The 26750-nt window shown below is 68.2% G+C and carries 20 protein-coding genes and 2 pseudogenes; 11 read left to right on the top strand and 11 right to left on the bottom strand.

Going from position 1 to position 26750, the window contains the following annotated elements; all coding sequences use genetic code 11:
- The first annotated feature begins 101 nt into the window (after positions 1-101).
- Genes GTV32_RS15645 through GTV32_RS15655 form a run of 3 tightly spaced genes read left to right on the top strand, consistent with a single transcriptional unit; the run spans position 102 to position 2270 of the window.
- Entirely contained in the window at positions 102-548 is a 447-nt protein-coding gene (locus GTV32_RS15645; RefSeq protein ID WP_161061100.1) for an SdpI family protein, read from the top strand.
- Positions 549-552: 4 nt separating this feature from the next.
- Positions 553-1560 carry a bile acid:sodium symporter family protein gene (locus GTV32_RS15650; protein WP_343287347.1) on the top strand — a complete coding sequence of 336 codons (1008 nt, stop codon included), beginning with the start codon at positions 553-555 and terminating at the stop codon, positions 1558-1560.
- 44 nt (positions 1561-1604) lie between these two features.
- The gene (locus GTV32_RS15655) at positions 1605-2270 is read left to right on the top strand and encodes an XRE family transcriptional regulator (RefSeq protein ID WP_161061102.1); all 666 of its coding nucleotides are present in this window, start codon (positions 1605-1607) and stop codon (positions 2268-2270) included.
- Between the two features lie 23 nt (positions 2271-2293).
- On the opposite strand, the gene GTV32_RS15660 is transcribed toward GTV32_RS15655, so the two are convergent.
- Entirely contained in the window at positions 2294-4315 is a 2022-nt protein-coding gene (locus tag GTV32_RS15660; RefSeq protein WP_161062564.1) for a CocE/NonD family hydrolase, read from the bottom strand.
- 103 nt (positions 4316-4418) lie between these two features.
- Positions 4419-4982 (bottom strand): YqgE/AlgH family protein, encoded by a 564-nt coding sequence (locus GTV32_RS15665; protein WP_343287452.1) that lies wholly within the window; start codon positions 4980-4982, stop codon positions 4419-4421.
- 135 nt (positions 4983-5117) lie between these two features.
- Here GTV32_RS15665 and GTV32_RS15670 point away from each other — a divergent pair, with 135 nt between their 5' ends.
- A complete protein-coding gene (locus GTV32_RS15670; RefSeq protein WP_161061104.1) occupies positions 5118-6452 on the top strand; it encodes an MFS transporter in 1335 nt (444 codons plus the stop codon).
- Here the strand turns inward: GTV32_RS15670 and GTV32_RS15675 are convergent.
- Positions 6412-7005: a hypothetical protein gene (locus GTV32_RS15675; protein WP_161061105.1), complete on the bottom strand. Its 594-nt coding sequence runs from the start codon at positions 7003-7005 to the stop codon at positions 6412-6414. The genes GTV32_RS15670 and GTV32_RS15675 overlap by 41 nt on opposite strands.
- Positions 7006-7027: 22 nt before the next feature.
- The gene (locus tag GTV32_RS15680) at positions 7028-7339 is read right to left on the bottom strand and encodes a hypothetical protein (protein ID WP_161061106.1); all 312 of its coding nucleotides are present in this window, start codon (positions 7337-7339) and stop codon (positions 7028-7030) included.
- A gap of 208 nt (positions 7340-7547) precedes the next feature.
- Here GTV32_RS15680 and GTV32_RS15685 point away from each other — a divergent pair, with 208 nt between their 5' ends.
- A complete protein-coding gene (locus GTV32_RS15685; protein WP_161061107.1) occupies positions 7548-8639 on the top strand; it encodes an aminotransferase class V-fold PLP-dependent enzyme in 1092 nt (363 codons plus the stop codon).
- Between the two features lie 60 nt (positions 8640-8699).
- Here the strand turns inward: GTV32_RS15685 and GTV32_RS15690 are convergent, their stop codons facing one another.
- Positions 8700-10244, bottom strand: a complete 1545-nt coding sequence (locus GTV32_RS15690) for a glycerol-3-phosphate dehydrogenase/oxidase (protein WP_161061108.1) — start codon at positions 10242-10244, stop codon at positions 8700-8702.
- 13 nt (positions 10245-10257) lie between these two features.
- Positions 10258-10860, bottom strand: coding sequence for a TetR/AcrR family transcriptional regulator (locus tag GTV32_RS15695; RefSeq protein ID WP_161061109.1), 603 nt, complete (start codon positions 10858-10860; stop codon positions 10258-10260).
- Positions 10861-10880: 20 nt separating this feature from the next.
- Between GTV32_RS15695 and GTV32_RS15700 the strand changes: the two genes are divergently transcribed.
- Positions 10881-11816 (top strand): YegS/Rv2252/BmrU family lipid kinase, encoded by a 936-nt coding sequence (locus GTV32_RS15700; RefSeq protein WP_161061110.1) that lies wholly within the window; start codon positions 10881-10883, stop codon positions 11814-11816.
- A gap of 21 nt (positions 11817-11837) precedes the next feature.
- Here GTV32_RS15700 and GTV32_RS15705 read toward each other — a convergent pair whose 3' ends face one another.
- Genes GTV32_RS15705 through GTV32_RS15715 form a run of 3 tightly spaced genes read right to left on the bottom strand, consistent with a single transcriptional unit; the run spans position 11838 to position 15502 of the window.
- A complete protein-coding gene (locus GTV32_RS15705; protein ID WP_343287348.1) occupies positions 11838-13511 on the bottom strand; it encodes a chloride channel protein in 1674 nt (557 codons plus the stop codon).
- Positions 13512-13531: 20 nt separating this feature from the next.
- On the bottom strand, positions 13532-14011 hold the full coding sequence (locus GTV32_RS15710; protein ID WP_161061111.1) for a MarR family transcriptional regulator: 480 nt from the start codon (positions 14009-14011) through the stop codon (positions 13532-13534).
- Positions 14012-14065: 54 nt separating this feature from the next.
- The gene (locus GTV32_RS15715; protein WP_161061112.1) at positions 14066-15502 is read right to left on the bottom strand and encodes a CCA tRNA nucleotidyltransferase; all 1437 of its coding nucleotides are present in this window, start codon (positions 15500-15502) and stop codon (positions 14066-14068) included.
- A gap of 122 nt (positions 15503-15624) precedes the next feature.
- On the opposite strand from GTV32_RS15715, the gene GTV32_RS15720 reads away from it, so the two are divergent.
- The 3 genes and pseudogenes from GTV32_RS15720 (at position 15625) to murJ (ending at position 23641) form a co-directional block, all read left to right on the top strand.
- Positions 15625-16827 (top strand): NUDIX domain-containing protein, encoded by a 1203-nt coding sequence (locus GTV32_RS15720; protein WP_161061113.1) that lies wholly within the window; start codon positions 15625-15627, stop codon positions 16825-16827.
- The gene (locus tag GTV32_RS24095) at positions 16820-17644 is read left to right on the top strand and encodes a DUF6049 family protein (protein ID WP_343287349.1); all 825 of its coding nucleotides are present in this window, start codon (positions 16820-16822) and stop codon (positions 17642-17644) included. Before GTV32_RS15720 ends, GTV32_RS24095 begins: the two co-directional genes overlap by 8 nt.
- Positions 17645-19571: 1927 nt before the next feature.
- Positions 19572-23641 (top strand): annotated as a pseudogene (murJ, locus tag GTV32_RS15730) (murein biosynthesis integral membrane protein MurJ).
- A 13-nt stretch (positions 23642-23654) separates the two neighbouring features.
- Here murJ and GTV32_RS15735 read toward each other — a convergent pair.
- A complete protein-coding gene (locus GTV32_RS15735) occupies positions 23655-24554 on the bottom strand; it encodes a sterol desaturase family protein (protein ID WP_161062566.1) in 900 nt (299 codons plus the stop codon).
- Positions 24555-24687: 133 nt separating this feature from the next.
- Here GTV32_RS15735 and GTV32_RS15740 point away from each other — a divergent pair, with 133 nt between their 5' ends.
- Both GTV32_RS15740 and sigM (GTV32_RS15745) read left to right on the top strand, forming a co-directional pair.
- The gene (locus GTV32_RS15740; RefSeq protein WP_161061114.1) at positions 24688-25383 is read left to right on the top strand and encodes a TetR/AcrR family transcriptional regulator; all 696 of its coding nucleotides are present in this window, start codon (positions 24688-24690) and stop codon (positions 25381-25383) included.
- 135 nt (positions 25384-25518) lie between these two features.
- Positions 25519-26067, top strand: a pseudogene (gene sigM / locus GTV32_RS15745) (RNA polymerase sigma factor SigM); the annotation flags it as partial.
- Between the two features lie 19 nt (positions 26068-26086).
- Here sigM (GTV32_RS15745) and sigM (GTV32_RS15750) read toward each other — a convergent pair.
- Positions 26087-26665, bottom strand: coding sequence for an RNA polymerase sigma factor SigM (sigM, locus tag GTV32_RS15750; protein WP_161062568.1), 579 nt, complete (start codon positions 26663-26665; stop codon positions 26087-26089).
- Between the last annotated feature and the right edge of the window lie 85 nt (positions 26666-26750).

Below are 26750 nucleotides of genomic sequence, written 5' to 3' on the forward strand. Positions count from 1 at the left end.
CCAGCGTAAATCCTCGGTTCGGCGATCGCGTCGACGGGGAGCGGTCCAGGATGCCGATCCCGCGACAACGGCCGATTCGGTGTGCTACGACAGTCAGTCGTATGGTGGTCGATGTGATCGTCCTGTCTGTCGTCGCTGCTGTGGTCGTCTTCGCGCTCGCCGCGATGTGGCTGGTGGTCGGCGTGCTCGGGATGGTCGGGCGGCTCCCCCGCAATCGTTGGGTGGGTGTCCGTGCCGACGAGTCGATGCGCTCGGAGGAGGCATTCCAGGTGGCCAACCGGGTGGCCGCGCCCGGACTACTCGCCGCCGCCGCCATCCTGGTGCTGAGTGGAATCGTCACCCTCGGCATCGGCGGGTACTGGTCGGTCGCCTTCGCGGTGGTCGGCGTGATCGCCGCGCTGTTCGTGGTCGGCCTGGTCAGCGCCTACGGAGTGCGCGCCGCTGCCGCGCTGCCCGACGACGAAACAGCGTCGGATGCCTGCGGAACCTCGAGTTGCGGTGCCTGCAGCCTCAAGAGTGTCTGCTCGAACGAGTCCGCCCAGGCGTGAATCAGTGTCTTCTCCTCTCGCGGTGATCCGTGGGCTGCTGAACCGCTCGCCGGTCGACGGCTTCGTGCTCGCCATCCTCGGTGCGGTGCTGGTGGCCGCTTTCCTACCCGCGCGCGGCGCCGCCGCCGACGTCCTCGACTGGGTGGTCGTCGCTGCGATCGCACTGCTGTTCTTCCTCTACGGCACGCGCCTGCACCCGCGCGAAGCGCTCGAGGGGCTCAAGCACTGGCGGCTGCACGTGACCATCCTGGCATTCACCTTCGTGGTGTTCCCGCTCGTCGGCCTGGCACTGCGGCCCCTGGTCACGCCGATGGTCGGTGCCGATCTCGCCAACGGTCTACTGTTCCTGTGCCTGGTGCCCTCCACCGTTCAGTCGTCGATCGCGTTCACCTCGATCGCGCGCGGCAACGTACCGGGCGCGATCGTCAGCGCCTCGACCTCCAACATCCTGGGCGTCTTCCTCACACCACTGCTCGTGGTCGCCTTGATGAGCACTCACAACGACATGCAGATCGACGCGTCGTCGGTGGTGAAGATCGTCGGGCAGATCCTCGTACCGTTCATCCTGGGACAGATCGCACGGCCGTGGGTGGGTGGTTTCTTCTCCCGCCATGCCCACGCCACCAAGTTCGCCGACCGCGGCTCCATCGTCCTGGTCGTCTACGTCGCCTTCAGTGAAGGTGTCCGCGAGGGCATCTGGTCGATGGTCGACGCGGCACAGATCGTCGCCGTCGCGGTGATCTCGCTGATCCTCGTCGTCGTGATGCTGGTGGTCACCCGATGGGTGCCACAGCGACTCGGATTCGACCGCGCCGATGTGATCGCCATCCAGTTCTGCGGCACCAAGAAGAGTCTCGCCACCGGTCTCCCGATGGCGACGGTCCTGTTCGCCGGCTCGACCGTGGGCCTGATCGTGCTCCCATTGATGATCTTCCACCAGATCCAGCTCATCCTGTGTTCCTGGCTGGCGACGCGGTACGGCCGCGAGCCGGAACTCGTCGACGCCGTCTGAGCGTCCGTCCACTGTCAGGAAACAATGGTCGCTAAACTGCGACCATGACAGGTGACGCCTCCAACATCGTCCGCGACACCGGTGACCCCGCGCCCGTCCAGCGTGAGGTGGTGGGAGATCCGCCGACGGGTGGCGACCTGGAGGCCGCGATCGCCCATCAGGTGAGGCTGCTCCGCCGAAACGCCGGCCTCTCGGTCGCCGAGATGGCCGCCAAGGTCGGCATCTCGAAGGCCATGCTGTCGAAGATCGAGAACGCCCAGACCTCCTGCAGTCTGTCGACTCTCGCCCGCCTCGCCGCAGGTCTCGACGTCCCGGTCACCTCGTTGTTCCGTGGCGCCGACGCAGAGCGCGAAGCCGTCTACACCGAGTCGGGCAAGGGGGCGGTGATCGTCGGCCGCGGTACCCGAATCGGTCATCACTACGAGCACCTCGGTGCGCTGCGCGGACAACACAAGCGCCTCGAACCCGTCCTGGTCACGTTGACCGACGACAGCGAGGTGTTCCCCCGCTTCCAGCACCCGGGTACCGAACTCCTCTACATGCTGGAGGGAGTCATGGTCTACGGGCACGGCAACGCCGAATACACGCTGCGTCCGGGCGACTGCCTGCTGCTCGACGGCGAGGGTATCCACGGCCCGCATGATCTGGTCCGTCTGCCCATCCGCTTTCTCGCGGTGACCGCGTACCCCGACAACCACGAAGCGGAGTGAACCGGCCGCGCGGTGAGCGGGCGCTACGGGATCGGTGTGGAGAGCGGCAGGTTCACAAAACTCGGCCGCTGCGGATCGAGTTGGATGTGCTGCGGCTTCAGCTGTGACTCGTTCAGCAACGGGCGCAGCGGAAGCCCCCGCGGCACGTTCATCGCGAAGACATCCACACGCAACCGGTGACCCGGCTTGATCAGCGCTTCGGTGGGCAGCAACCCGATGTCGAGGGCCACCTGCTTCCCCGGTGTCACCCGCTGCCGGGAGGCCAGCGTCAGGTTGTAGAAGGGATCGATCACGTCCCCGTTGGGCGCGAACTGCGAGCGGGAGCGGTCGTAACCGCGCAGCGACGCCATGACCTGGCCGGAACTGATCACCTTCGACGTGCCGTCCGGCGCGACGTCGTTGAGCGTGGCCGTCCAGTACCCGTCGGACGCGTCCATGACGGTGTTGAGGTGCAGGTTCGTGTAACCGGAGACGCTGCGCGTGGTGCGCATAGGCGCGGTGGTGAACGTGAGTGCGTCCCGCTCCGGGATCCGGGCATCCCTGGCGCAGAACGGGAACAGTGCGAGCGCACCGGCCGTCTGCTGAGCTGCGTCCCGCGAGCAGAGAGTCAGCAGCCCGGGCGAGACCGTCATCCGGCCATGTGATGCCGGGGCCGCAGTGGTGAGGCTGCCGTCCCGCACCGCATGGGGGGCGGTCCCGCTCCGCCGGTCGCCGAGGTACAGCCGCTGCCGGGACATGCCGGCGCGCGGGAACTGCTTCGCGGAGATCCACTGATCGCCGACCTGTTTCAGGTTCACCGGACCGTAGGCGTCGACTTTGTTGTCGATTCCCTTGAGCCACTTGTCGAACCATGCCTTCTGCAGGACATCCAGACGTGGCGGTGTGCCGGCCCGGCCTTGCTGGCCGCCGCCGATCGTCAAGTGGTAGCCGTCGCCCATGATCAGCTGCTTCTTGCCCGGCGACAGCGGGATCTTGTTGTACATCCGCACTTCACTGTTGGTGAAGAGATCGAACCAGCCGCCATAGATGAGGGTCGGGGTGGTGATCCGTTCAGCGTTGTCCTGCCACGTTTTTCGCGGTTCGGAACTGTCGGTGAGCAGCTCATCGAGTTCGGGTGGCACCGACTTGATGTCGGGCGTCACCAGCGCCGCCAACAGCTGCGGGTAGAAGGTCAGCGGGTCGGAGATCCGGTCGGCCAACCATTTCCAGTCGAACGTCCCGTTGAGCATCGACGACACGTTCGGCACCAGCTTGGTGGTGTTGACGAGCGTCAGCCACATCGGCAGAAAGCCCACGCCGAGTGCCCCTCCGGGTGCGACGATGTCGCGGATGAGGTCACCCCCGGGCTCCACCGGGAAGATCGCCTTGAGCGCGGCCGGGTTCTTGTTGGCCGCCTGGATCTGATTGATCGCGGAGTACGAGACCCCGGACATGCCGATCTTGCCGTTCGACCAGCGCTGTCGGGCCGCCCAGTCGATGACCTCGAGCGTGTCGGCCTGTTCGCGGCTCTGGAAGACATCCCACTTGCCCTGCGAGAAGCCGGTGCCGCGGACGTCCACCACCACCTGCGTGTACCCGCTTCGCACCAGATCGAGGTCGACCATGAAGGTCTTGGCCCCGCCATCACGAAGCGTGTTGGTGAGTTGCGAGACGTCGGCGATGTCGCGGATCGGTGTGGCGACCTGGTTGACCGCCGTCACGAGTTGCCGAAGGAGGGGCTCGAGAACCGGATGTTGGGTGACCGCAGCACCGACCGCGGTGATCAGCTTGGTGTACGGCGTCATGTTCACGATCACCGGATTGCGCCTCGTCGTCGCGCGGCCGGCACCGTCGGCAGGCCGATAGACATTGGCGCGCAGAATTGTTCCGTCGCTCATCCGGATCGGCACATCCCACGTGACGGCAACACCCGCATACGGCTGCGGGCCGTCATGAGACGCCGCCCACCGCGCTGCGGCGGCTCCCCCGGTCGGGGACGGCGCCGCACCCGCGGTCGCCGGAACCATCACCATCGCCATGAGGATCCCGAAGATCCCGCTGATCATCCCCACCCGCACGTCATCGACCCCCGTCTGACCGAACCAAGCGTCCAAAATCTAGCAGAGACGGTGTGCTACGTCACCCGTCCTCTCGGCTGTGCGGGTCAGCTCAGTTCCGGCTCACGTCGATCGGGTGGGATGCGACAAGCGGCAGCGGCCACGGCTGGCGACGCAGGACGTCGGCCCACAGATCGGTGGTCGGTGGCACGAGCAGATCGTTGGCCAGCGCCGAGGCCAGCATCCAGCTGTTCTGTTCGAGCTCGCCGTCGAGCTGGCCGATGCCCCAGCCCGAGTAGCCGGCGAACACCCGGACACCGACGAGGACCTCGGACAGTTCGGCCGGGTCGGCGTCCAGATCGACCAGCACCACGCGGCCGTCCAGAGGACGCAACCCCTCGTGGCCACTGATGTCCGCGCCGAGTTTCACCACCCCGAGGCAGAGGGCGGCGTCCTGTTTGACCGGTCCGCCGACGAAGAGCGCCCGAGGCGAGGCCGACAGATCCGACCACTGGGGCAACAGGTTGTGCACAGCGGTCTGACTCATCCGGTTCAGGACCACGCCCAGACTGCCCGCATCGTTGTGCTCCATGACGTAGATGACGGTGCGGGCGAAGGTCGGCTCGAGGAGATCGGTCGACGCGAGAAGTAGGGTCCCGGGCCGAACCCGGCCCACCGACGAGAAGTCGCGCGCGGAATCCGGCGCGCCGCCCTCCGAGTAGAACTCGGGGGTCGGTTCCTCTGAATCGTCGCCGCCGGCCACTCAGACATCATCGCATGGCCGGGCCGATCAGGTCGGTAGTCTGAATCAGTGACGTCAGGCTTGCAGCATGCCACCCCCGGCCTCCGGGGGTTCGTTCGCTCGCTCGCGTACTCACCCGGGCTCGGACGGCTTCTCGCGGTCCGCCTGACCAGCCAGATCACCGACGGCGTCTTCCAGGCCGCGCTCTTCGGTGCGATCTTGTTCAATCCCGAACGACACGCCGATCCCCTGGCCATCGCCGGCGGGCTGGCCGTCTTGCTGCTCCCCTACTCGGTGATCGGCCCGTTTGCCGGGGCCCTGCTCGACCATTGGGACAGACGCCACGTCCTGATGTACGCCAACGTGATTCGGGCCGGGATGATCGGGCTCGTCGCGGTGGCGATCGCCGCGGGCGCGGCCGACACCATCGTGCTGATCGGTGCGCTCGCCGTGACGGGAGCAAGCAGGTTCGTGGCCTCCGGTCTGTCCGCAGGATTGCCACACGTGGCCCACCGAGATGTCATCGTCGCGACCAACGCCCTGTTCACGACCCTCGGGGCCGGCATGCTCGCCGTCGGCGCGGGCATCGCGGCGGTGTTGCGCGCGCTGTTCGGGCCGGACAATTCGGGAAGTGCCCTGACCACCCTCGGCGGGGTGGTCATCGCTCTCATCGCGGGCGCCTTGGCTCATGGCTTCGCCCGACTGCAACTCGGCCCCGATGAGCCGGACGATCCCGGACGCTCGGCGGTACACGCCGTGACGGTGGGTTTGCTGCACGGCGCCCGGGCCGTCGCCGGCTCCCGTACGGTCTCCGCCGCGCTGTCGGCCATCGGCACCCATCGGCTCGTCTTCGGCATGAACACACTCATGCTGCTGGTGATCAGCAAGCAGGCCGGTGCCGGCGACGGGCTCGCCGGGGTCAGCGTGGTCGCCGGGTTCACCGCAGGCGGCGCTCTGCTCGCGGCCGTGGTGACCCCCTACTCGGTGGACCGGATCGGCCGCAAGAAGACGCTGATCGCAGCCCTGCTCATCGGTGCCGTCGCCGAAGTCGCCCTGGTGACCTTCAACCCGGTGGCCCTCTGCATCTCCGCGTTCGTCCTGGGCCTGATCGGACAGGTCGCCAAACTCTGCGGTGACGTCGCCATGCAGGTGGACATCGGTGACGCGGTGCGCGGTCAGGTGTTCTCCGTGCAGGACGCCGTCTTCAACATCGCCTATGTCGGCGCGGTCACCCTGGCGGCCCTCGCCATCCCCGACGACGGCAAGTCGGTGGTGCTGGTCATCTTCGGCACCGTGCTGTACCTGGTCGGGTCACTCGTGGTCCGGGTGGTCCACACCCCCTACCACCCGCGCCACGGTGGGCTCACCGACGATCGAATCGAGGCGAACGAGAGTCGAAGCTGACGTCGGCACGGCCGTCGTCGTTCTCGTCGATCAAGACATGATCGAAGCGGCCGTCCCCGTCGTCGTCTACATACAGCCGATGCGCCACCGGGATCCCCGCCCGGAGATCACCCCTCATCTCGATGTCGGTTGTCCCGTCGCCGTCGAGATCCTCGGTCCGGACCGCGACGGAAACGTCCGTGGAACCAGGCGGGCCGGGACGGGGCGCCGGAGCGTCGACGCGCCCTGCCCTCGGCGGTGGCACCACGCCCCCACTTTCCGACGATTCCTCGCCGCGTGACGGGTCGGTCGTACGTTCGCCCCACACCCCCACGCCGCTGTCCCGATAATGCTCGTCCGGCCGGCCGTCGTCGTCCCGGTCGAGGGCGACGACATCGGCCGTGCCGTCCCCGTCGGTGTCCCACATCGCATCGTCACGACGCCCGTCACCGTCGAAGTCCAGCCAGACCGCGTCGGCGGTGCCGTCTCCGTCGAGGTCGGCGTCCGCGACCGAGGTCCAGGAAGTTGTATGACCGTCGCCGGTGCCGAACAGGTAGTCGATGGTCGGGTCCATACGGGTTCGACGCAGCGCAGACCTATCGGGTTCCGGTACGCGGGCGTTCTTCGGTGATCGTCATCCTCGGCCAGGGCGGTTGCCGCAACACCGCAGCCGAACCGAGCGCTGCGGCCACCAGGCCGGTGATCACACCGATGACCGCGACGCGTCCACTGTCGACCGCGGGCGTCCACGTGGTGGTCCCGTCAGTCACGGTGAACGCTCCCACCGCCACCGGCCGGCCGCGCATACCCCTGCGGATGACGGGGATGAACGTCGTGTGCTCGTCCACTGTCACCGGATCACCGATGAGCGCCCGGTCCACCGGTCCGGCTGGTTCGCGTTGGGGCATTGATTCTCCTTGCGCGCCTTGATGATCGTCGACATGGCCGATGCCCGCAGGCAACACCATGGTAGGTGAGGTCACGCCGCTGCACCCACCGAACCGTGCAGGTGGGTGCGCGCCTCGCAAACCCCATCGGGGCTCGCGATCGATCCGTTTCCGACGTCATCGCACCCGAGAGTCGTTGCGTCTGTGCAAACCGGTAGGTTCAGGGTCTATGTACGTGAGCGAACTGGGTGAACAGTGGCGACGCGCTCGCCTCCGCCCGGAGATCGTCCACCTCGATTCGGCGGCCGCCGGTCGGTCGTCGAACGCGGTGATCGGCGCCATCTCCGCCCACCTGTGGCGGGAGACCGAACGCGGCTCCTATATCGCCGCCGCCGACCGTGACGACGAGATCGCCCGCGACAAACGCGATCTCGCTTCCTTGATCGGGCACACCGCCGACGAACTCGCCTTTCGCGAGAGCGCCCGAGCCGCCCTTCGCGCGCTCCTCACCTACTGGAACCTGCCGATCTCCACCACCGTGTGGGTGGCGAAGAACGAGTTCGGTCCCAATCTCGTGGAGTTCGAACGCCGCGGGTACGCGGTACGACCGCTGCCCGACGCCGATGTCGCCGGACACGTCGACACCGACGCGCTGGAGAACATGCTGCAGTTCGAGCAGCCCGACTTCATCCACATCTGTCAGATCGGCTCGGCGTCGGGTGTCGTCCAACCCGTGACCCGGATCGTCGAGATCGCCCACGCCGCGGGCGTGCCCGTGGTGGTGGACATGGCGCAGTCAGCCGGACATGTTCCGACCGTGACCGGGGCCGACGTGGTCTACGGGACGAGTCGCAAGTGGCTGACGGGCCCGCGTGGGGTCGGTTTCGTGGCGGTGCGAAAGGACTCGCTGCGCCCGGTCGAGGTGGAGAGTTCGGAAGCCTTCGTCGCCGGTCGCCTCGGCCTGGGCGTCGCGGTGTCGGAGATGTTGACCATCGGGCAGCAGCGGGTCTTCCGGGAGCTCGCCGCGATCGGTCGCACCACTCGCGAGCGTCTCGACGGCATCGCCAGCTGGGAGGTCCTGGAACCGATCGACGAGCCCTCGGCGATCACCACGCTCGCCCCGCCGCCCGGCTGGCAGCCGTCCGATGTCGCGGCCGCGCGCGACAACCTGCTGGCGTTGGGAATACTGGTCACGGCCGCGGACTCGTGGCGCGCGCCGCTCGCCACCGAGCAGTCGGTGCTGCGGGTGAGCCCGCACCTCGACGTCGAGCGTGAGGATCTCGACCGCCTCGCCGACGCCCTGCGCACGATGGGTTACTGACCGGCGCGACCACTCCCGATCCCGGCACCAACCCCGCTGCACGAGTTCAGCAGGACGAGTTCAGCAGGACGAGTTCAGCGCTGCGTCGACGATCTCGGTGACCGCCTCCCGGGCCAGCTCGGCATCGTCGGCGACCAATCCGATCCGGGTCCGTCGCTCCAAGACGTCGTCCACGGTGATCGCACCCTCGTGGGTGACCGCGAACTCCACTTCGGCGCGGGTCACGTCGATGTCGCCCGCGATCGGGTCCAGCGGCCGCTGAAGGCGCGCGGTGGACACCACCTTCGTTGCCTCCGAACCGAACCGACGGATCATCGACGGCGGCAGGCCGGTGGACTCGACGAGTCCGGCCGCACCGACCAACGGCGTCGTCGCCGTCACGCAGGCGCCCGCGGTGAGACCTCCGGCCGCGACCGCAGCGTCGACGGCATCTTGCGCCATCCGGCGATAAGTTGTCAGTTTGCCGCCGAACACACCGACCAGGGTGCCGTCGGTCACCTGAATCCGATGCCGTCGCGAGACATCGGCGAGATCCCCGCGGCCGCGGTCTGTCCCACGCTCGCCGGTGTCGATGAGCGGCCGCAACCCGGCGAAGGTGCCGCGGATGTCGGAGCGCGAGACCGGTTGCCGCAGTGCGACGTTCACGGCATCGATCAAGAAATCGATCTCGTCGTCGGATGCCTCGGGGACGTCGGGGATCGGTCCCGGTGCGTCGACGTCGGTGAGCCCGACATACACGCGGCCGAGCTGCTCGGGCAGCGCGAACACGAACCGTGAGACCGAGCCGGCGACCGGCACGGTGAGCGCCGCGGTCGGATGGCCGAAGGTCGCCGCGTCGAACACCAGATGCGTGCCACGGCTGGGCCGCACCCGCACCGATGGATCCAGCGTCCCGGCCCAGACCCCGGTCGCGTTGACCACCGTGCGCGCCCTGACGTCGAAACTCTCTCCGGTGCGGGTGTCCGTCAGCCGCGCACCGGTTCCGGTGACGTCGTCGGCGCGAGTGTAGGTACACACCGTGACACCGAAGGTGGCCGCGGTCCGCGCGACCGCGACCACGAGTCGCGCGTCGTCGATCAGCTGACCATCGGCGCTCGACGCACCCCCGCGAAGACCGTCTCTCGTGACTGCGGGACACAGCGCGATCGTTTCCTCGACGGATAGTCGCGCGGGCGCGGGTAGGACGTCCGTCGGTGTACCGGCCACCCTCCGCAACAGGTCACCCGCGCGGAAGCCGGATCGGATCAGAGCGGCCGAGCCCCTGGTCCCGAGATCCGGGACCACCTGCCGCAGTGGGCGAATCAGGTGCGGGGCGATCGTGGTCATGAGATGGTGACGCTCGACCGCGCTCTCGTGCGCGATCGGGAGATGACCGCCCGCGAGGTAGCGCAACCCGCCGTGCACGAGTTTGCTGCTCCATCGTGACGTACCGAACGCGAGATCGTGTGCCTCCACCAGCGCCACCCGCAAGCCCCGGGTCGCGGCATCCAGGGCCACCCCGACGCCGGTGATCCCGCCGCCGATCACGAGCAGATCGAGCGGTTCGGTCGCCTCGGCGAGCACGCTCAGACCGTCGCGTCGGCGGTCGGCGTTCAACGCTGCCATCAGGGCGCTCGCATCAGGTGGCCGTCGGCAGATCGTCAGGCGGGCGTAGGTAGGACGCGAGTGCGTGGTGGAGTTCGCGGCTCCACTCGTCGCCGAGGATCGACTCGACGAGCGCCCTCGACTGAATGGACGACTGGGTGATCAAGAGGACCATCGCGGCCATCTTGTCGGGGTCACCGTCGCGGACCTGGCCACGCGTCTGACCATTGGCGATCGCATCGGAGAGGATCGCGAGCACCCCCTGCTGACTGGTCCCGAGCCGGTCGAAGACGTAGGGCATCATGAACTCGCGTTGTTCGCGCCAGAGCGCCGAGACCAGCTCGTCGTCGCGGAGTGCGGCCACCACCCGCACCACCACGTCGACCGTGGCGTCGAAGTCGGCGGTGCGCAGCGGCGTGACATCGTTGACCGCGGCGACGACGCCTAGAACCTCGCGTGTCAGCAGGGAACGGATGATCTCGGACATGTCGGGCCAGCGTCGATAGACCGTGGGCCTGCTGACCCCGGCCTCACGCGCGATCTCGGCAACGGTCACCTTGCGACCGTTGTTACGCACCAGGCATCGGCGGGCGGCGTCGAGGACCTGGTCCCCGATGTCCTCTTTACAGATTGACATGATATGTAACACTGTAACCCATGGGTTCCACTTCCCACGACCATCGGGTTCGTCACACGACGGTCTTGGCCAATCCGCACTCGCGACACGGCGCCGGCCGTGTGACGGCCGAACATGCGGTCCGCGAGTTCGAGGCGCGTGGCATCGATGTGGAACTGATCATCGGACTCGATGCGCAGGATGCCGCCGAGCGCGCCGCGAAAGCCGCTCGCACCGACACCGACGCGATCGCGGTGGTCGGCGGCGACGGCAGCGTCCGCCTCGCACTCGAGTCCACCGTAGGCACCGGAACACCGATCGGGGTGATACCTGCCGGCACCGGAAACGACGTGGCTCGCAACCTGGGCATCCCCCTCGACGACGTGGCGGCGGCGGTCGAGGTGATCGCGCTCGGCCACACCCGCACCGTGGATCTCGGCCGGGTGACCTTTCCCGACGGGCAATGCTCGTTGTTCGCCACCGTCGCGGCGACCGGTTTCGACGCATCGGTCACCGCGCGCGCCATCGGGATGTCGTGGCCGAAGGGCCAGGCCCGCTACACCGTCGCGGCACTGCGCGAACTCATCGGCCTGCGCTCGCGGCACTATCACGTACGGGTCGACGACGTGGACGTCGACGACGACATGGTGTTCGCGTCCATCGGGAACACGACGTCGTATGGCGGCGGCATGCAGATCACCCCGGCGGCGGCGATGGACGACGGAATGCTCGACGTCACCCTGGCCGCCCGTCCCTCGCGGTTCCCGCGACTGACATTCGCCAGGGTTTTCCCCACCGTGTTCTCCGGGCATCACGTGAATCACCCGATGGTACGCACGTTGCGTGGCCGCGAGATCGAATTCTATTGCGACCCAACGGCTCTGGTCTCGATCGACGGCGATCTGGTCGGCGAGTTGCCGGCGACCTTCGAGGCGGTCCCCGGCGCCGCAGTCATCTTCGCCCCGCCGTCGGCGTGAGCTGATGGCGCGCACGACGCGTCATCGATCGACCGTCGACAGCTCCCTATCTGCGGGAACCGCCGCCCGACGACGCGGCACCGTCAGGTGCCGTTCGCGATGTCGCGACTCGGTCAGGTCGTGTAGTCGTGCGGTGAGGAGATCGGCAGTGGTGAGCAGTCCGGTCGGGCGGCCCACGTCGTCGACCACCACGGCACTGGTGGCCCCCAGATCGGCCAGCGCATATGCCACCTCGCGAAGGGTCTGCCGCGGATACACGTGCGGCAAGTCGTCGACGTGCTCGGCGACCCGGGCAAGCGCCGCCCCATCGGTCGGCACCACATCCGCGACGGTGAACGACTCGAGCGGGTCGGTCGAGTACTCGCGGGTCAGGTGCTGTCCTCGGCGGGCGAGTTTCTCGGTCAGCACCGAGCGCTTGAGGACGAGAACCGACAATGCATAGGCAGCCGTCGCGGACACGAGGAGTGGCAGCAACGCCGACCAGGCGTGGGTGAGCTCGACCGTGAAGATGACACCGGTCAGTGGTGAGCGCATGACACCGCCGAGGACCGCGGCCAGTCCCAGCATCGCCCACAGCCCCGGTGTGGTGTGGGGCAGGATGTTCCCCTCCCACGCGCCGAGCGCCGCGCCGATCATGAAGATCGGCGCAAGCACGCCCCCTGATGTCCCCGACCCCAGGGAGACCGACCAGATGACGGTCTTCACCGTCAGGATCCCGATGATCAGGCTCGTCGTCGCGTGGCCGGTCAGGAGGTCGTCGATCACGTCGTAGCCGACGCCGAGTGCGCGGGGCTCGATCAGTCCACCGACACCGATGACGAGACCGCCGATGGCCGGCCACCACATCCAGTGGATCGGCAGGCGCCCGAAGGCGTCTTCGGATCGGTACACCAACCACGTTGCGGCCACGGCCAACAGCCCCCCGCTGAGGCCCACGAGCACGGCACCGAGGTCGACCGTCCACGGAAACACACCCTGCGACGTCGGGACGGCGAAGACCGCACCCGAGCCGAGGATGGACGCCCGCACCACGGTTGCCGTCGCGACCGCGGCAACGACCGGGATGAAACTTCTTGGGCGCCACTCGAAGAGGAGCAGCTCGACCGCCAGCAGCACTGCGGCGACCGGCGAGTTGAATGTGGCGGCCATGCCCGCTGCCGCTCCCGACACCAGCAGCGTCTTGCGCTCGTCGGCGGTGATATGCAGATGCTGCGCGAGGATGGAACCGATCGCGCCGCCGGTCATGATGATCGGGCCCTCGGCCCCGAACGGGCCGCCGCTACCGATGCTCACCGCCGACGACACCGGTTTGAGTACGGCCACTCGAGGGGCGATGGTGCTTCCCCGCATCAGGATCGCCTCGATCGCCTCGGGCATACCGTGACCGCGGATCTGAGCGGAGCCGAAGCGTGCCATCAGTCCCACCAACAGGCCGCCGAGGATCGGTGCCGCGAGAATCAACCACCACGGGTGTCCCTGCGCGCCCGGGGAGATCTGGTCGAATCGAATCCTTTGGTAGAAGACGAGATTGGTGACCAACCCGATCAGATGAAGGAGCAACCACGCCGCTCCGGCGCCGAGTGCACCGACCGGGACCGCCCACGCGACGATGAAGAGCATCCGCCGGTCGACCGCGAAGTCACCGAGGGGTGACGGGCTGACTGCATCGGCGGGGGCAGGGCGGTTGCGGACCACCGGCCGCCGGATCCGGGGCCTCACAGCGGCAACGGCCCGGTCTCGGATGCATACTCCTCGCCGACGACCCGATGCATGGCACGTAGGCCCGCGACCATGCCGGCTCGCTCTTCGGGTTCGAGTTGCGACAGCACTCTCGTCAACTCGTCCTCGCGCCATTGCAGGACGCGTTTGACGAGACCGTGGCCCGCCTCGGTCAGATCCAGCGTCACCACCCGTCGATTGGTCGGTTCCGAGCCGCGCGCGAGGTAACCGGAGTTCTGCAGCCTATCGGCCAGGCGCGTTACGGACGACGCTCCGACACCGAGTGCCTGTGCCACGTCGACAGATGAACTCGGACCGATCGCGGCCAGGGTCCACAGCATCCGGAACTGGGCGAGTGACACATCCCCGGTGGCCGCCGCGACGCTGTGCAAGGCGATGCCCACGAGGTCGCGGGTCGCCAACTGCAACGTCGCGACGTCGGGCGCGCTCGCGCCGGTGCTCTGACTCGATGGCATGCCTGGCAGTATTGCATAGTGCAAGAATTGCCTTGTGCAAGGATCTGCGGTGCCCTATCCCTGCTCGCTCCACCACTCCCGCAACGCCTCGACCGCCTCCTCGTACGAGAGCGGCCCACGATCGAGTCGCAGCTCCTTGAGGTAGCGCCACGCCTCGCCGACCTTGGGGCCCGGCGGGAGGTCCAGCAGTTCCATGATGGCGTTGCCGTCGAGGTCCGGCCGTACCCGATCCAGGTCCTCGGCCGCCTTGAGAGCCGCGATCCGCTGTTCGAGGTGGTCGTAGTTCTCCTGGAGCCGCCGCGCCCGACGCTTGTTGCGGGTGGTGCAGTCGGCCCGGACGAGTTTGTGCAGGCGATCCAGCAGTGGCCCGGCGTCACTGACGTAGCGACGGACCGCGGAGTCCGTCCACGTGCCGTCGCCGTAGCCGTGAAAGCGCAGGTGCAGGAACACCAGATTCGAGACATCCTCGACGATCGATTTCGGGTACTTGAGAGCCCGCATCCGCTTGCGGACCAGTTTGGCACCGACCACCTCGTGGTGGTGGAAACTCACGCCGCCACCGGGTTCGTGCCGTCGGGTGGCCGGCTTCCCGATGTCGTGCAGGAGGGCGGCCCACCGCAGGATCAGATCGGGATCACCCTCCTCGAGGTCGATCGCCTGCCTGAGCACCGTCAGCGAGTGCTGGTAGACATCCTTGTGCTGGTGGTGTTCGTCGATGGTCAGCTTCATCCCCGGCACCTCCGGGAGCACCCGCTCACCCAGGCCGGTGTCCACCATCAGGTCGATCGCCTCCAACGGATGTTCACCGAGGATCATCTTGTCCAACTCGGTACGGACACGTTCGGCGGTGATCCGATCGATCTGCGCCGACATCTCGGTGATCGCATCCGAGACCCGCGGCGTGACCCGGAAGCCGAGCTGAGAGACGAACCGGATCGCCCGCAGCATCCGCAGCGGATCGTCGGCGAAGGATTCCTGCGGGGTGGCCGGGGTGTCGATGATTCCCGCCAGGAGGGCGGTCATCCCGTCGAGCGGGTCGCAGAACTCCGCGGGGCCGTCCGCCCCGATCCGTACGGCCATCGCGTTGATGGTGAAGTCGCGCCGCACCAGATCGTCGGCGAGCGATTCGCCGAACACCACCTCCGGATTGCGTCCGACCCGGTCATATGCGTCGGATCGGAAGGTGGTGATCTCCACCATGTGGTCGCCCTTGCGCGCACTGATCGTGCCGAACTCGATGCCGGTGTCCCATCGGGCGTCGGCCCAGGCGGCCATCAATGCCGAGACCTGCTCGGGTCTGGCGTCGGTCGTGAAGTCGAGATCGCCCGACAGCCTGCCGAGCACTGCGTCCCGGACCGACCCGCCGACCAGGTACAGCTCGTGGCCCGCATCCGCGAACGCCGCGCCGAGTGGCACCAACACGTCGGACAGCCCCTGCAGCGTGACGGCCGCTGATGCCAGCAGACGGGTGCGGCGTTCGGGCTCTGTCACGGCATGCCAGCCTACCGTCGTGACGTCCGACGACCACAAATCGTCGTGAACCGCCACACGCGACCGGCGGCCCACCGGCCATCCGGGCAAACAGCAGGTGACCAACGGCTAGCATCGAGGGCGTGTCCGCCGATCCGTCCACCGACCCCTCTGACGTCGCCTCCGACGTCACCGCGGGAGGTCACGGCACCGGCGATGTGACCCGCGACACCTCATCCGCGCGGTCGGACGCCGGGTCCGGCCGACGCGTGACCCCGGCAGATCTGGCACGGGGTTCGCATCCGGGTGCCGCAACCCCTGCCGCCGCGGCCACCCCCGAGGAGCCGAAGCCCGGACAGGCCCGTCGCGGCCGCCGTGGACGCCGCCGGCGCGGTCGGCGGCCGTCCACGACGCCGTCGGGTACCGAGGCGCATCACAGCGCAGCCGACACACCTCGTGCGGTCGACCGCCGCGACGCGCCCAAGCCCGGGCCGATGCCGAAACGACCGACGGATCCCGAACGGCTCGCCGGCGACGGCGACGAAGGGACGCCGACACACACCCGGGTCTCGCCGCCGAAGCCATCGGATCTGGTCGCGGTGACCGCGAAGATCACCAAGACCGGCCTGACCCACGCCGCGGGCTCCGACGGCACCACCACCGCGGGCAAGACCAAGAACCGCAGACGTACCGGTACCCGTCCCGAACGCGGTCAGGGACAGGGACCCGAACGCCTGCGCACCGTTCGCGAGACCTCGGCCGGCGGGCTGGTCATCTCCGACCTCGACCTCCCCGTCGATGAGCTCTGCGCCGCGCTCATCGGCCGGATGGACCGCCGCGGCCGGATGATGTGGTCGTTGCCCAAGGGCCACATCGAGACCGGCGAGACCGCCGAGCAGACCGCGATCCGGGAAGTCGCGGAGGAGACGGGCATCAGCGGCACCGTCGTCGCGCCGCTCGGCAAGATCGATTACTGGTTCGTCAGCGAGGGCAGGCGCATCCACAAGACGGTTCACCACTATCTCCTGCGCAGCATCGGCGGCGAGCTGTCGGACGCCGATTACGAGGTCAGCGAGGTGGCTTGGGTGCCGCTGGCCGAACTACCCAGGAAGCTCACGTACTCTGACGAGCGGCGACTGGCCCGGATGGCCCGCGGCGTCATCGCCGATCTCGCCGCCGACCCGAACCGGTTGGCCCAGTCCGAGGCCGAGAGCATTCGCACCGAACCCAACGCCTATGAGAGAGCCGCAGCCGCACGCAACCAGCGTCGCAACGAACCGCAACCACCGTCGCGGTCCCGTCGGCGCCGGCGACGTCCCCGGCGACCTCCGGCCGGCGATGCCTGACCGCCGGGTGATCAGGCTTCTTGCTTCTCGTCGTCGAATCGCGCGTACCTCCGCGGCGATCGTCGCGGTCCTGACGATCGTGCTGCTGGCCGCTGCTCCGGCGGCCGCCGTACCGGACGCGTCGGCCACCGCCGACGACGGGATCCCCGACGACTTCCTGCGGCTGTCCATCGACACCGTCTCCCCCTCTCTCGTCACCAGCAGCGGCGGATCCGTGGTCACCGTGACCGGACAGATCGAGAACATCGGTGACCGGCAGCTACACAACCTGTCGGTGCGCCTCGAACGCGGCGATCCGGTCGCCGACGCCGCAGGACTCCGGAGCAGCCTCGCCGTGACGCCCGTCCCGGTCAGCGCCGCGACCCCGTTCCGGCCCATCTCCGACGATCTCTCACCTGGTCGGTCGATCCCGTTCACCGTCAAGGCCCCGCTGTCGGGCGACGGCGGGCTCGACATACAGCGCACCGGGGTGTTTCCGTTACAGGTCAACGTGAACGGACTTCCCGACTACGGGAACCCGGCCAAGCTCGCGCAGTCGCGCACGCTCCTGCCGGTGCTGTCGCTGCCCCCGACCGTGACCGTGCGGCCGGCTACGTCGATCCGAGTTCGGAGGCGAGCGAGCCCAACCCGCGTGACTCCGATCTGGGCGCCGACGGCTCGATCTCGGCGAATCTGTCGAGTCCGGCCCGGTTCACCATGCTCTGGCCGCTGGCGGCACCACCGCAGCTCACCCCGGGAGTGCTCGGCGGGCAGACCGAGCCGGTCCGCCTGGTGGGCGAAGAACTGGCCAGGTCACTCGAGCCCGGTGGCCGGCTGAACACCCTGCTCGCGGCGGCCCGGTCGGTCGCGGGCGACACCGATCCACCCGACAGCGATTCCGCGGCCTCCGAATCGGAGACCGCGACGAGCGGAAACGGGGCGTCGAAGTCCGCGGAGTCCTCCGCGCCGCCGTCCGGTGACACCGGCGGCGGATCCGAGAGCGGCACCACCGACGACTCCGGGAGTGCAACCGGGCGAAAGCCGTCCAAACTCGAACAGAGCATGTGCCTGGCCATCGATCCGGACCTGTTGGTGACGGTCCGGTCCATGTCGCTCGGCTACCAGGTCTCGAGCGATCCGATGGACCCGACGTCGTCGACCACCACGGGCTCCGGACAGCCGGCCGCACTGCAGTGGCTGACCGACCTGCGTCAGCTCGCCGGGCAGATGTGTGTGGTGGCTCTGCCGTTCGCGCAGGCCGATCTGACATCGCTTGCCCGTATCGGCAACACCGGCCTCACGAACGACGCGCTCACCACGCCCTCCGACGTCGTCGACGCGATCCTCGGGGTGCGCAGCGTCCGGGGCATCACCATCCCGGCGCTGGGAGCTCTCGACGCGACCGGCGCGAGCGTCCTGACATCGGCGTCCCTCGACAAAGCCGTCACCTCGACGAGCAGCATGGCGACCACGCGCCCCGGCGCCACCGGCCAATACCGAATCGGTGACCTGCGGGTCCAATCCGCCGAGGCCCCGATCACGGCGTCCCTGGCCGGCCTGGGCCCCGCGCCGTCGACCACCCCGCTCACTCCGCCCGAGCAGGAGGTGTCGTTCGCGGGAGAGTCGGCCGCGGGCCGGCGGCAGGCGGCCGTCGCCGCACTGGCCTATCCGTCGATCTCCGCGCCCGAACGCACCGAACGGGGCGAGCCCCGACCTCGACTGCCGGCGGCCGGGCGCAGCGCCTTCGTGGTGCCGCCCACCTACTGGTCTCCGTCCACCGACGACACCAACGCCTTGTTCACCACCGCGACCCTCCTGTTGGAGTCGGGAGTGGCCGCACCCACCTCGCTCACCGACGTCGTCGACGAGCTCGGCCGCACCGGATCCACCGCGCGCTTCGTCAGACCTCCGGGCGTCGGTTCGCTCGCGTCGCTCGGCGTGTCGGTCTCCGACCGCACCGCGGCGAGGATGCGCGACGACGCCGAGCTGTCGTACCAGTTGCAGGCATCGCTGATGCAATCCGAGGACGTCGCCGCCACGCCCGAGCGATACATGGCGCCGCTACGCGAGGACCTGTTGCGCGCCATCCGGGTGCCGGACCGCGCCGGCGCTGCGGAACGAGCCGAGATCCGGACTCAACGCGCGGCCCGCGTCACCGCATCCGGCGACACCCTGACGCGGATGCGGGGCGCCGTGACGATCCTCGACCCCGGCGGGCGGTACACGCTCGCGTCCGAGCGCAGTCCCCTGCTCCTGGTCGTCCGCAATGAGCTGTCGTTGCCGATCCGGGTACGGATGAACGTCACCGCACCACACGAACTCGACGTCGGCGACATCGGCGTCATCGAGATCCCCGCCCGTGGGACGCGCCAGATCCAGTTGCCCACACGCGCGGAGAACTCCGAGGCGATCACCGTCACCATCGGCATGTCCACCTCGAGCGGTGTCTCCCTCGGCTCTCCCATCCGGTTGTCCGTCCACGCGAACGCCTACGGAAAGCCGCTGTTCTGGATCACCATCGGCGCGGCCGTCGCGCTGGTGCTGCTGACCGTGCGACGTCTCTGGCACCGGTTCCGCGGCGAGCCCGACCCGGCCGACGAAGACCGGCCCGACCCCGATGAACACGAACGACTGCTGGCCGGCACCACCTATCAGGAGCGTCGCCGTACCCTGCATCAAGAGATGTCACATCCCGAGACAGAGGACCCCGAGACAGAGGACACGGCCCCGCCTGCGACGACGGGCTCGAACGACCGAGACACACCATGACCGACCAAGGACCACGCGAACCGCGCCGCGCGTCGCCCCGCCGGATACCTCCCCGCGGGGCGGACGGACGACGGCCCGCCGCCGGTCCCCCGCCGATGACCGGCCCCGTCGCCGATCAGCCGCCGCTGGCCGGTCGGCCCGCCGGGACGCCGCCCTCCGCACCTCCCCCGTCCGGTCCGCGTCCGCCTGCACCCCGGCCCCCTGCATCCCGGCCCGCTGCACCCCGGCCTGCTGCACCCGGTCCGCGCACACCAGGGCCTGTACCCGCCGGCCAGTCCGCGCCTCCGCCACGTTTCATCCCGTCCCGGCGCCCCTCCGACACTCTCACCGACACCGGTGAACGGCCCCCGCTCGACGACACCGGGCCCGACGAGGGCAGCCCCAGCGGTCTCGAGCGCGATTCCGACTCGAGCATCCTCAGGACCAGCGGATCCATCGCGCTGGCCACCCTGACCAGTCGCATCACCGGATTCATCCGGACCGTGCTGGTGCTGGCCATGCTGGGCCCCGCAATCGCATCGGCGTTCCAGGCCGCCTATGTGCTGCCGAACATGATCGCCGAGGTCGTCCTCGGGCGGTGCTGACCGCGATCGTGATCCCGGTCCTGGTACGCGCCGAGGCCGAGGACCCCGACGGCGGCCGCGCGTTCATCAACCGCATCTTCACCCTCACCCTGGCCACGCTGGGGACCGCGACGGTGATCGCCCTGATCGCCGCGCCCCTCCTGACCTTCCTCAACGTCGGCGACGGCGACGTCAACCGGCCGCTGACCACCGCCCTGGCCTACCTGCTGCTACCGGAGATCCTGTTCTACGGGCTGTCCGCGCTGTTCATCGCGATCCTCAACATGAAGGGCTTCTTCAAGCCCGGCGCCTGGGCACCGGTGATGAACAACATCGTCCAGATCGCGACGCTGGTGCTGTACGCCCTGATGCCCGGCGAGATCACCCTCAACCCGGTCCGGATGTCGGATCCGCAGCTACTGGTACTCGGCATCGGCACCACCCTCGGCGTGGTGGTCCAGGCATCGGTCCTGGTGCCGTGGCTCAAGCGGGCCGGAGTTCGTCTGCAGTTGCAGTGGGGGCTCGACGCGCGCCTGCGGCGCTTCGGCAACATGGCGCTGGCCATCGTCCTCTATGTCGCTATCCTGCAGGTCGGACTGGTCATCACCTACCGCATCGCCGCGCACGCCGACGCGTCGGGCATCAGCGTCTACGCCACCCACTGGCAGTTGTTGCAGCTCCCCTACGGCGTGCTGGGCGTGACGATCCTGACCGCGATCATGCCCAGGCTGTCGCGCAACGCCGCCGCCGACGACGATCGTGCCGTCGTCGACGACCTGTCCCTCGCCACGCGGCTGACCATGGTGGCGCTGGTTCCGGTGGTCGCCTACATGACCTTCTTCGGTCCGGCGATCGGCATCGCGGTGTTCAACTTCGGCAAATTCGATGCCGACACCGCCTCACAGCTCGGCTCCGTCCTGGCGTGGGGCGCCTTCACGCTCATCCCCTATTCGATGACGCTGGTCCAGCTACGCGTGTTCTATGCGCGTCAGGACGCCTGGACGCCGACGGTGATGGTGCTCGGCATCACCGTCGTCAAGGTGGCGGCCTCCTACCTCGGACCCGTGCTGTTCTCCGATCCCGAACTGGTGGTTCGCTGGCTCGCGTTGTCGAACGGGCTCGGCTATCTGGTCGGTGCCGTCGTCGGCCACTACCTGCTGCGCAACCGTCTGCACAATGCTCGGCTCACCGACGTGTACCGCACAACGGTCATCACGCTCGGCGTCTCGATCGGCATCGCAGCCGTGGTCTGGGTGATCGCGAACCTCTCGGGACTCCATCACCTCGCGACCGAGGTCGGAAAGTTCGGATCGCTCGTCTACCTCCTGGTGACCGCCGTCGTCGTTCTGGGTGTGACCTACGCGGGACTAGCCGCGGCCAAGGTCCCCGACGTCGTTGCGATCGGAATGTCGGTGCGGCGCATGCTCGGTCGGTTCATCCCTGCCCTCGCTCCGCCACCGAGTTCGGTAACAGAATCGGCACCGACCATCACGGTTCAGTTTCCGCGTATCACTCCGGACGAGTCGCTCCCGTACTCTGGACAAGTACAGGTGCTCCGCCGTTTCGACCGGGGCACGGCCACCTGGCAGTCGTACTCGGTTCACAGTGGTGGGGCCGCACGCCTTCGTGATGGCGGCGAGATGCGGGTCCATTCGCCCCGCGATATGCGCTACCGCAGGAGAGGAGCTCGGCGCTTGAGTGACAACGAGATCGGTACCACACAGGACACCGAGATCATCCCCGACGCCCCGACCTCCGACGGTGGTTCGGTGACCGTCGACGAGAAGCCGGCACAGCCGCGCGACGGCAACGCCGACAAGTCGGCGAAATCGGACCGACCGGGAACCGATTCCCCGGTTTCCGCCACGCCGTCGCCGTCGAAGGGCGAGTCGAAGGACGAGAAGTCCTCCGACGCAGACACATCCGACAGCGCGACAGTTCCCGTCACACGCCCTAGACCGCGCGGTCCGCGACTGGTGCCCGGCGCCGCCGTGGCGGGCGGCCGCTACCGCCTGCTCGACCATCACGGCGGTTCGCGTGGCCTGCAGTTCTGGCGCGCCCTCGACATCAACCTCGACCGCGAGGTCGCCCTCACCTTCGTCGACGCCGAGCAACTCACACCCCCGCCGGAACGGGGCGAGTCCGCCAAGGTCACCGACGAAGGACCGCAGGCGGTGCTGTCGCGGACACTGCGGCTGGGACAGATCTCGTCGTCGGGTGTCGCGCGCGTCCTCGACGTGGTGCGCGGGTCGTCGGGCGGCATCGTCGTCAGCGAGTGGGTTCCCGGCTCGTCGCTGGCGGAGGTCGCGCAGTCCGGTCCGTCCCCGATCGGCGCCGCGCGTGCGGTCCGGGCGCTCGCTGCCGCCGCCGAGGCGACCCATCGATCGGGCGGGACGCTGTCGATCGACCATCCGGACCGCATCCGCATCAGCACCGACGGCAACGCGGTGTTGGCGTTCCCCGGCACCCTCACCCCCGACGACAAGTCCTCCGACGTGCGCGGGCTCGGTGCGGTGCTCTACGCACTGCTGCTCGCCCGGTGGCCGCTCGACAGCGAGACCGGGTCGTCGCTGGTGACCACCGACGACACCACCGAACCGGTCGGCGGATTGCCGATCGCTGCACCCGGCAAGGACGGCACACCGATCGAGCCGCGGGAAGCGCGCCCGGAGACACCGTTCGAGATCTCCGCCGTCGCGGCACGGGCGCTCGACGGCAGCCGCGGCATACGTACCGCGGGCACCGTGCAGCACGTCCTCGACCAGGCCACGGTCCTGGACCTCAACACGGACATGTTGCCTGCCATCGGCGACGCTCCTCCGGTGGCGATGGGATCCCCGTCCGATCGCTCCTCGGGCGAGACCGACAAGCCCGGGCGTCGCAACATCGCCCTGCTCGTCGGCGCCGGATTGCTGAGTCTGTTCATCGTCCTCGCGTTGGTGGTGTGGGCGACCAACCTGTTCGGCTCCGACGACGGCTCCACCGACATCGACTCGATCCTCACCACCACGTCCGCACCACCCTCGCCCAGTGCTGCCGCGCCCGCTCCGCCGGCTCCGGCGGCCGGCCCCATCGCCCTGCGCAACGTGACGCTGGTGGACGTCTCCGGACAACCTCCCGACAACGCGTCGAATCTGCAGAACGTGATCAGCGGCGCCGCCCCGCCCTGGCAGACCGACAGTTACCGCGGTTCGGCCGACTTCGGCGGTCTCAAGAAAGGCCTGGGGTTGATGTTCGACCTCGGCGGCCAGCACGCCGTGAACTCGGTGACGATCTCCACCCCGACGCCCGGCTTCAACGTCTCGATCCGTACATCCCCGACCGCGCAGCCGACGCTCGCGCAGACCGCCGAGGTGGCGACCGGATCTGTCTCCCAGCAGACCACCACCATCGCCATCCCGAACCCGCAGCAGAGCCCGTACCTGATGGTCTGGCTCACGTCGCTGCCCCCGGGTCCCGGCGGATATCAGGCCAAGATCGGCAAGATCGCGATGACCGGCTGACGGTCCACCGTCATCAGCTCCGGCGGGGACGCCACCCGGGTGGGCCGAACAGGTATCCGAGGCGTGCGCGCACGCCGGCCGCCGAGCGGACGTCCCGCGCGATCGCACGGTATTCATGCGTCTGCAATCGCCAGATGTTGTAGGTGTCAACCGGTGTGGTCAATCCGTAGGTGGGTCGGTACGTCTCGGCGCGGAAGGTCCCGAACATCCGGTCCCAGATGATGAAGGTCCCGCCGTAGTTGCGGTCGAGGTAGTCGGTGTCGCTGCCGTGGTGTACCCGGTGATGGGACGGCGTGTTGAGCACGAATTCGACAGGCGCCCAGAGTTTTCCGATGTGCTCGGTGTGAATCCAGAACTGGTAGATCAAATTCAGCGAATAGGCCGCGAACACCAGGGCCGGCGGCACTCCCAGCAAGGGGAGTGGCAGCCACATGATGATGCCCGCGCTGTTGTTCCACTTCTGGCGCAGCGCGGTGGTGAAATTGAAGTACTCGCTGGAGTGGTGGGCCTGATGCGTCGCCCAGACCAGCCGGACTCGATGGGCGATTCGGTGCTCCCAGTAGAAGAGAAAGTCCAGTCCGACAAAGGCGAAGACCCACGTGTACCAGGCGGTGGCGGGAAGCTGCCACGGCGCCAGGTACGCGAACACCGCCGAATACCCGAGCAGCGCAAGCAATTTCCATGCCGCGCTGGTGCCGATGGACACCAGCCCCATCAGGAGGCTGGCCCGCGAGTCTCGGGCGTTGTACGACCCCGGCGGTCCCGACGAGCGCTCCCGGCGTCGGGATGGCCGTTCGGTCTCGGTGTGCTCGAGCTTCCACGCCGCCGTCCACTCGAGCGCCACCATGAGGACGAAGAACGGGATGGCGAGCACGGTCGGCTCGCGCATCGCCTCCGGGAGGATGTCGAGCATCGGGCTCTCCTGCTGGTCGGTCAGAATATCTGACACGGCTACATGTCAGATCAGTTTCTGACACGATAGCGTGTCAGATGACGTCATGTAAAGAAGTCCGCCGTCGTGACCACCGACAACGCCGAGGAGAACGATGAGCAACCCCGAGGGCCGCCGCTACGGCGGCGCCGACGCCGACGAGCGGCGGGACCGGCGCCGAACCGAATTGATCTCGGCAGGACTGGATCTGTTCGGCTCCGAGGGTTATCCGAACACCTCGGTGAAGCGGGTATGCGAGCATGCCGGGCTGACACAGCGCTACTTCTACGAATCGTTCACGGATCGTCCCGCTCTACTGGCTGCGGTCTACGACGACTGTGTGGCATTCGCCCGCGCTGCGACGATCGATGCCGCGGCCGGTGTCGTGTCCGAAGGTGGGGGAGTGGGTGCGGCGGGGGTCGCCGCTTCGGATGCGCCTGCGGTGGCTCGAGGCGCGCTCACCGCCTTCGTGCGGTGTCTGGCCGACGACGCACGTCGCGCCCGCGTGATGCTGGTCGAGGTGGTCGGTGTCAATCCGGATCTGGAACGGCTGCGGCTCAACGCAATCCACGGATGGGCCGATCTGATCCTGACGCTGGCGCTGGGGGAGGGGAACCCAGATCGCACGCAGCGACTGGCCGCCATCGGACTCGTCGGCGCCGTGACACAGCTTCTCGTCGACTGGTACACCAGTGCCAACGGAGAGTTCGGCGCGAGTGACGACGCCGGACCCGATCTCTTCGACCTCGACGCGATCCTCGACGTCAGCGTCGAACTGTTCGTCGCCGCTTACGAGAGCCTGCTCGGCTGAGGCGCAGAGGTCTCCCGTCACGCGGATCACGCACCCGTCCACAACCTCTCCCGTGTCCCCAGAACTGTGGACAACCTGCAGGTCAGTGAGCCGACAACGGTAGGAATCCACTAACCTTCATCGCATGACTCGGGGAGCGGCGACGCGCGGAGCGACGAAGATCTGCTCCGCGCCCACATCGCCGGCGAGCCCGATGCTTTTGCGACCCTCATCGAACGGCATCACACCTATCTGTGGTCGCTCGCCTGCCGCACGAGCAACAATCCCGACGATGCCGCCGACGCCCTACAGGATGCCCTGCTGAACGCACATCGGATGGCCGCGCGATTCCGTTCCGATGCCAAGGTGACGAGCTGGCTGCACCGGATCGTGGTCAATGCGTGCCTTGACCGCATGCGTCGCAATCGCGTGCGCAGGACCGTCCCCATCCCTGAGTACGACCTTCTGCCGCTCGCCGACGATCACGACCAGATGGCGGCCGTCGACCTCTCGCTCTCCATCGGCGATGCGCTCGCCACGCTGCCCCCCGATCAGCGAGCAGCCGTGATCGCCGTTGATGTCGAAGGCTATTCGGTCAGCGAGGCAGCAGAGCGACTCGGCGTGCCCGTCGGAACCATCAAGAGCCGCTGTTCACGGGGCAGACTTCGGCTCGCCCACGCACTCGGTCACCTGCGCGACAGCTGACCGTCCGACCAGCAGAACCTCACGGCGTTCGCAGATGACCGAGCAGCTTCGCGAGTTCGGCGCGCCCACGGGCACACCTGCTCTTCACGGTCCCCGGTGCGACCCCGAGCAGGGCAGCGGTCTCGGCGACGCTGAAACCCTCGACATCCACCGCGACGACGGCGAGGCGTTGGTGTTCGGGTAGGGCGGCCAGCGCAGCGGTGATGTCCAGCCGGAAGACGACCCGATCGGCCGGGTCGATGCCGTCGGAGAGATCCGGCGCATCCTCCTCCGGCAACTCGACGGAGACTCGCGCAGTGTTCCGCCGCAGCTTGTCGAAACACGCATTGACGACGACGCGATGCAACCACGAGCGCACCTGCGCGTCTCCTCGGAACCGCGAGGCGTTGCGGTGTGCGTTGAGCAGGGCCTCCTGCAGCGCGTCTGCAGCATCGTCGGGATCGCGCGTCGTACGCACCGCGACGGCCCAGAGATAGCGTTCGTGACGGCTGATCAGCGCTCGGAATGCCGCTGGGTCGCCGGCGGTGTGGGCGGCCAACAGCTCGGAATCCGAACGGTCGGTGCGCGGACACCGATCGACCTCATCGATTCCATCCATGGCGACCACGTCGCCGACCACGGCGCACGTCAACACGCTTCTACCTCTCGCATACAGCAGAAGCGGACGACCTGGGAAGACGGTC

It is taken from the genome of Gordonia sp. SID5947 (genome assembly GCF_009862785.1).
In the GTDB taxonomy this organism is placed as follows: domain Bacteria; phylum Actinomycetota; class Actinomycetes; order Mycobacteriales; family Mycobacteriaceae; genus Gordonia.

Coding starts and splice junctions, on each gene's coding strand:
- GTV32_RS15655 (WP_161061102.1), top strand. CDS start 1,605: ATGACAGGTGACGCCTCCAACATCGTCCGCGACACCGGTGACCCCGCG.
- GTV32_RS15735 (WP_161062566.1), bottom strand. CDS start 24,554: ATGCTCGACATCCTCCCGGAGGCGATGCGCGAGCCGACCGTGCTCGCC.
- GTV32_RS15740 (WP_161061114.1), top strand. CDS start 24,688: ATGAGCAACCCCGAGGGCCGCCGCTACGGCGGCGCCGACGCCGACGAG.
- GTV32_RS15645 (WP_161061100.1), top strand. CDS start 102: ATGGTGGTCGATGTGATCGTCCTGTCTGTCGTCGCTGCTGTGGTCGTC.
- GTV32_RS15675 (WP_161061105.1), bottom strand. CDS start 7,005: ATGGACCCGACCATCGACTACCTGTTCGGCACCGGCGACGGTCATACA.
- GTV32_RS15660 (WP_161062564.1), bottom strand. CDS start 4,315: ATGATCAGCGGGATCTTCGGGATCCTCATGGCGATGGTGATGGTTCCG.
- GTV32_RS15680 (WP_161061106.1), bottom strand. CDS start 7,339: ATGCCCCAACGCGAACCAGCCGGACCGGTGGACCGGGCGCTCATCGGT.
- GTV32_RS15710 (WP_161061111.1), bottom strand. CDS start 14,011: ATGCCATCGAGTCAGAGCACCGGCGCGAGCGCGCCCGACGTCGCGACG.
- GTV32_RS15690 (WP_161061108.1), bottom strand. CDS start 10,244: ATGGCAGCGTTGAACGCCGACCGCCGACGCGACGGTCTGAGCGTGCTC.
- sigM (WP_161062568.1), bottom strand. CDS start 26,665: ATGGATGGAATCGATGAGGTCGATCGGTGTCCGCGCACCGACCGTTCG.
- GTV32_RS15700 (WP_161061110.1), top strand. CDS start 10,881: ATGGGTTCCACTTCCCACGACCATCGGGTTCGTCACACGACGGTCTTG.
- GTV32_RS24095 (WP_343287349.1), top strand. CDS start 16,820: ATGCCTGACCGCCGGGTGATCAGGCTTCTTGCTTCTCGTCGTCGAATC.
- GTV32_RS15685 (WP_161061107.1), top strand. CDS start 7,548: ATGTACGTGAGCGAACTGGGTGAACAGTGGCGACGCGCTCGCCTCCGC.
- GTV32_RS15695 (WP_161061109.1), bottom strand. CDS start 10,860: ATGTCAATCTGTAAAGAGGACATCGGGGACCAGGTCCTCGACGCCGCC.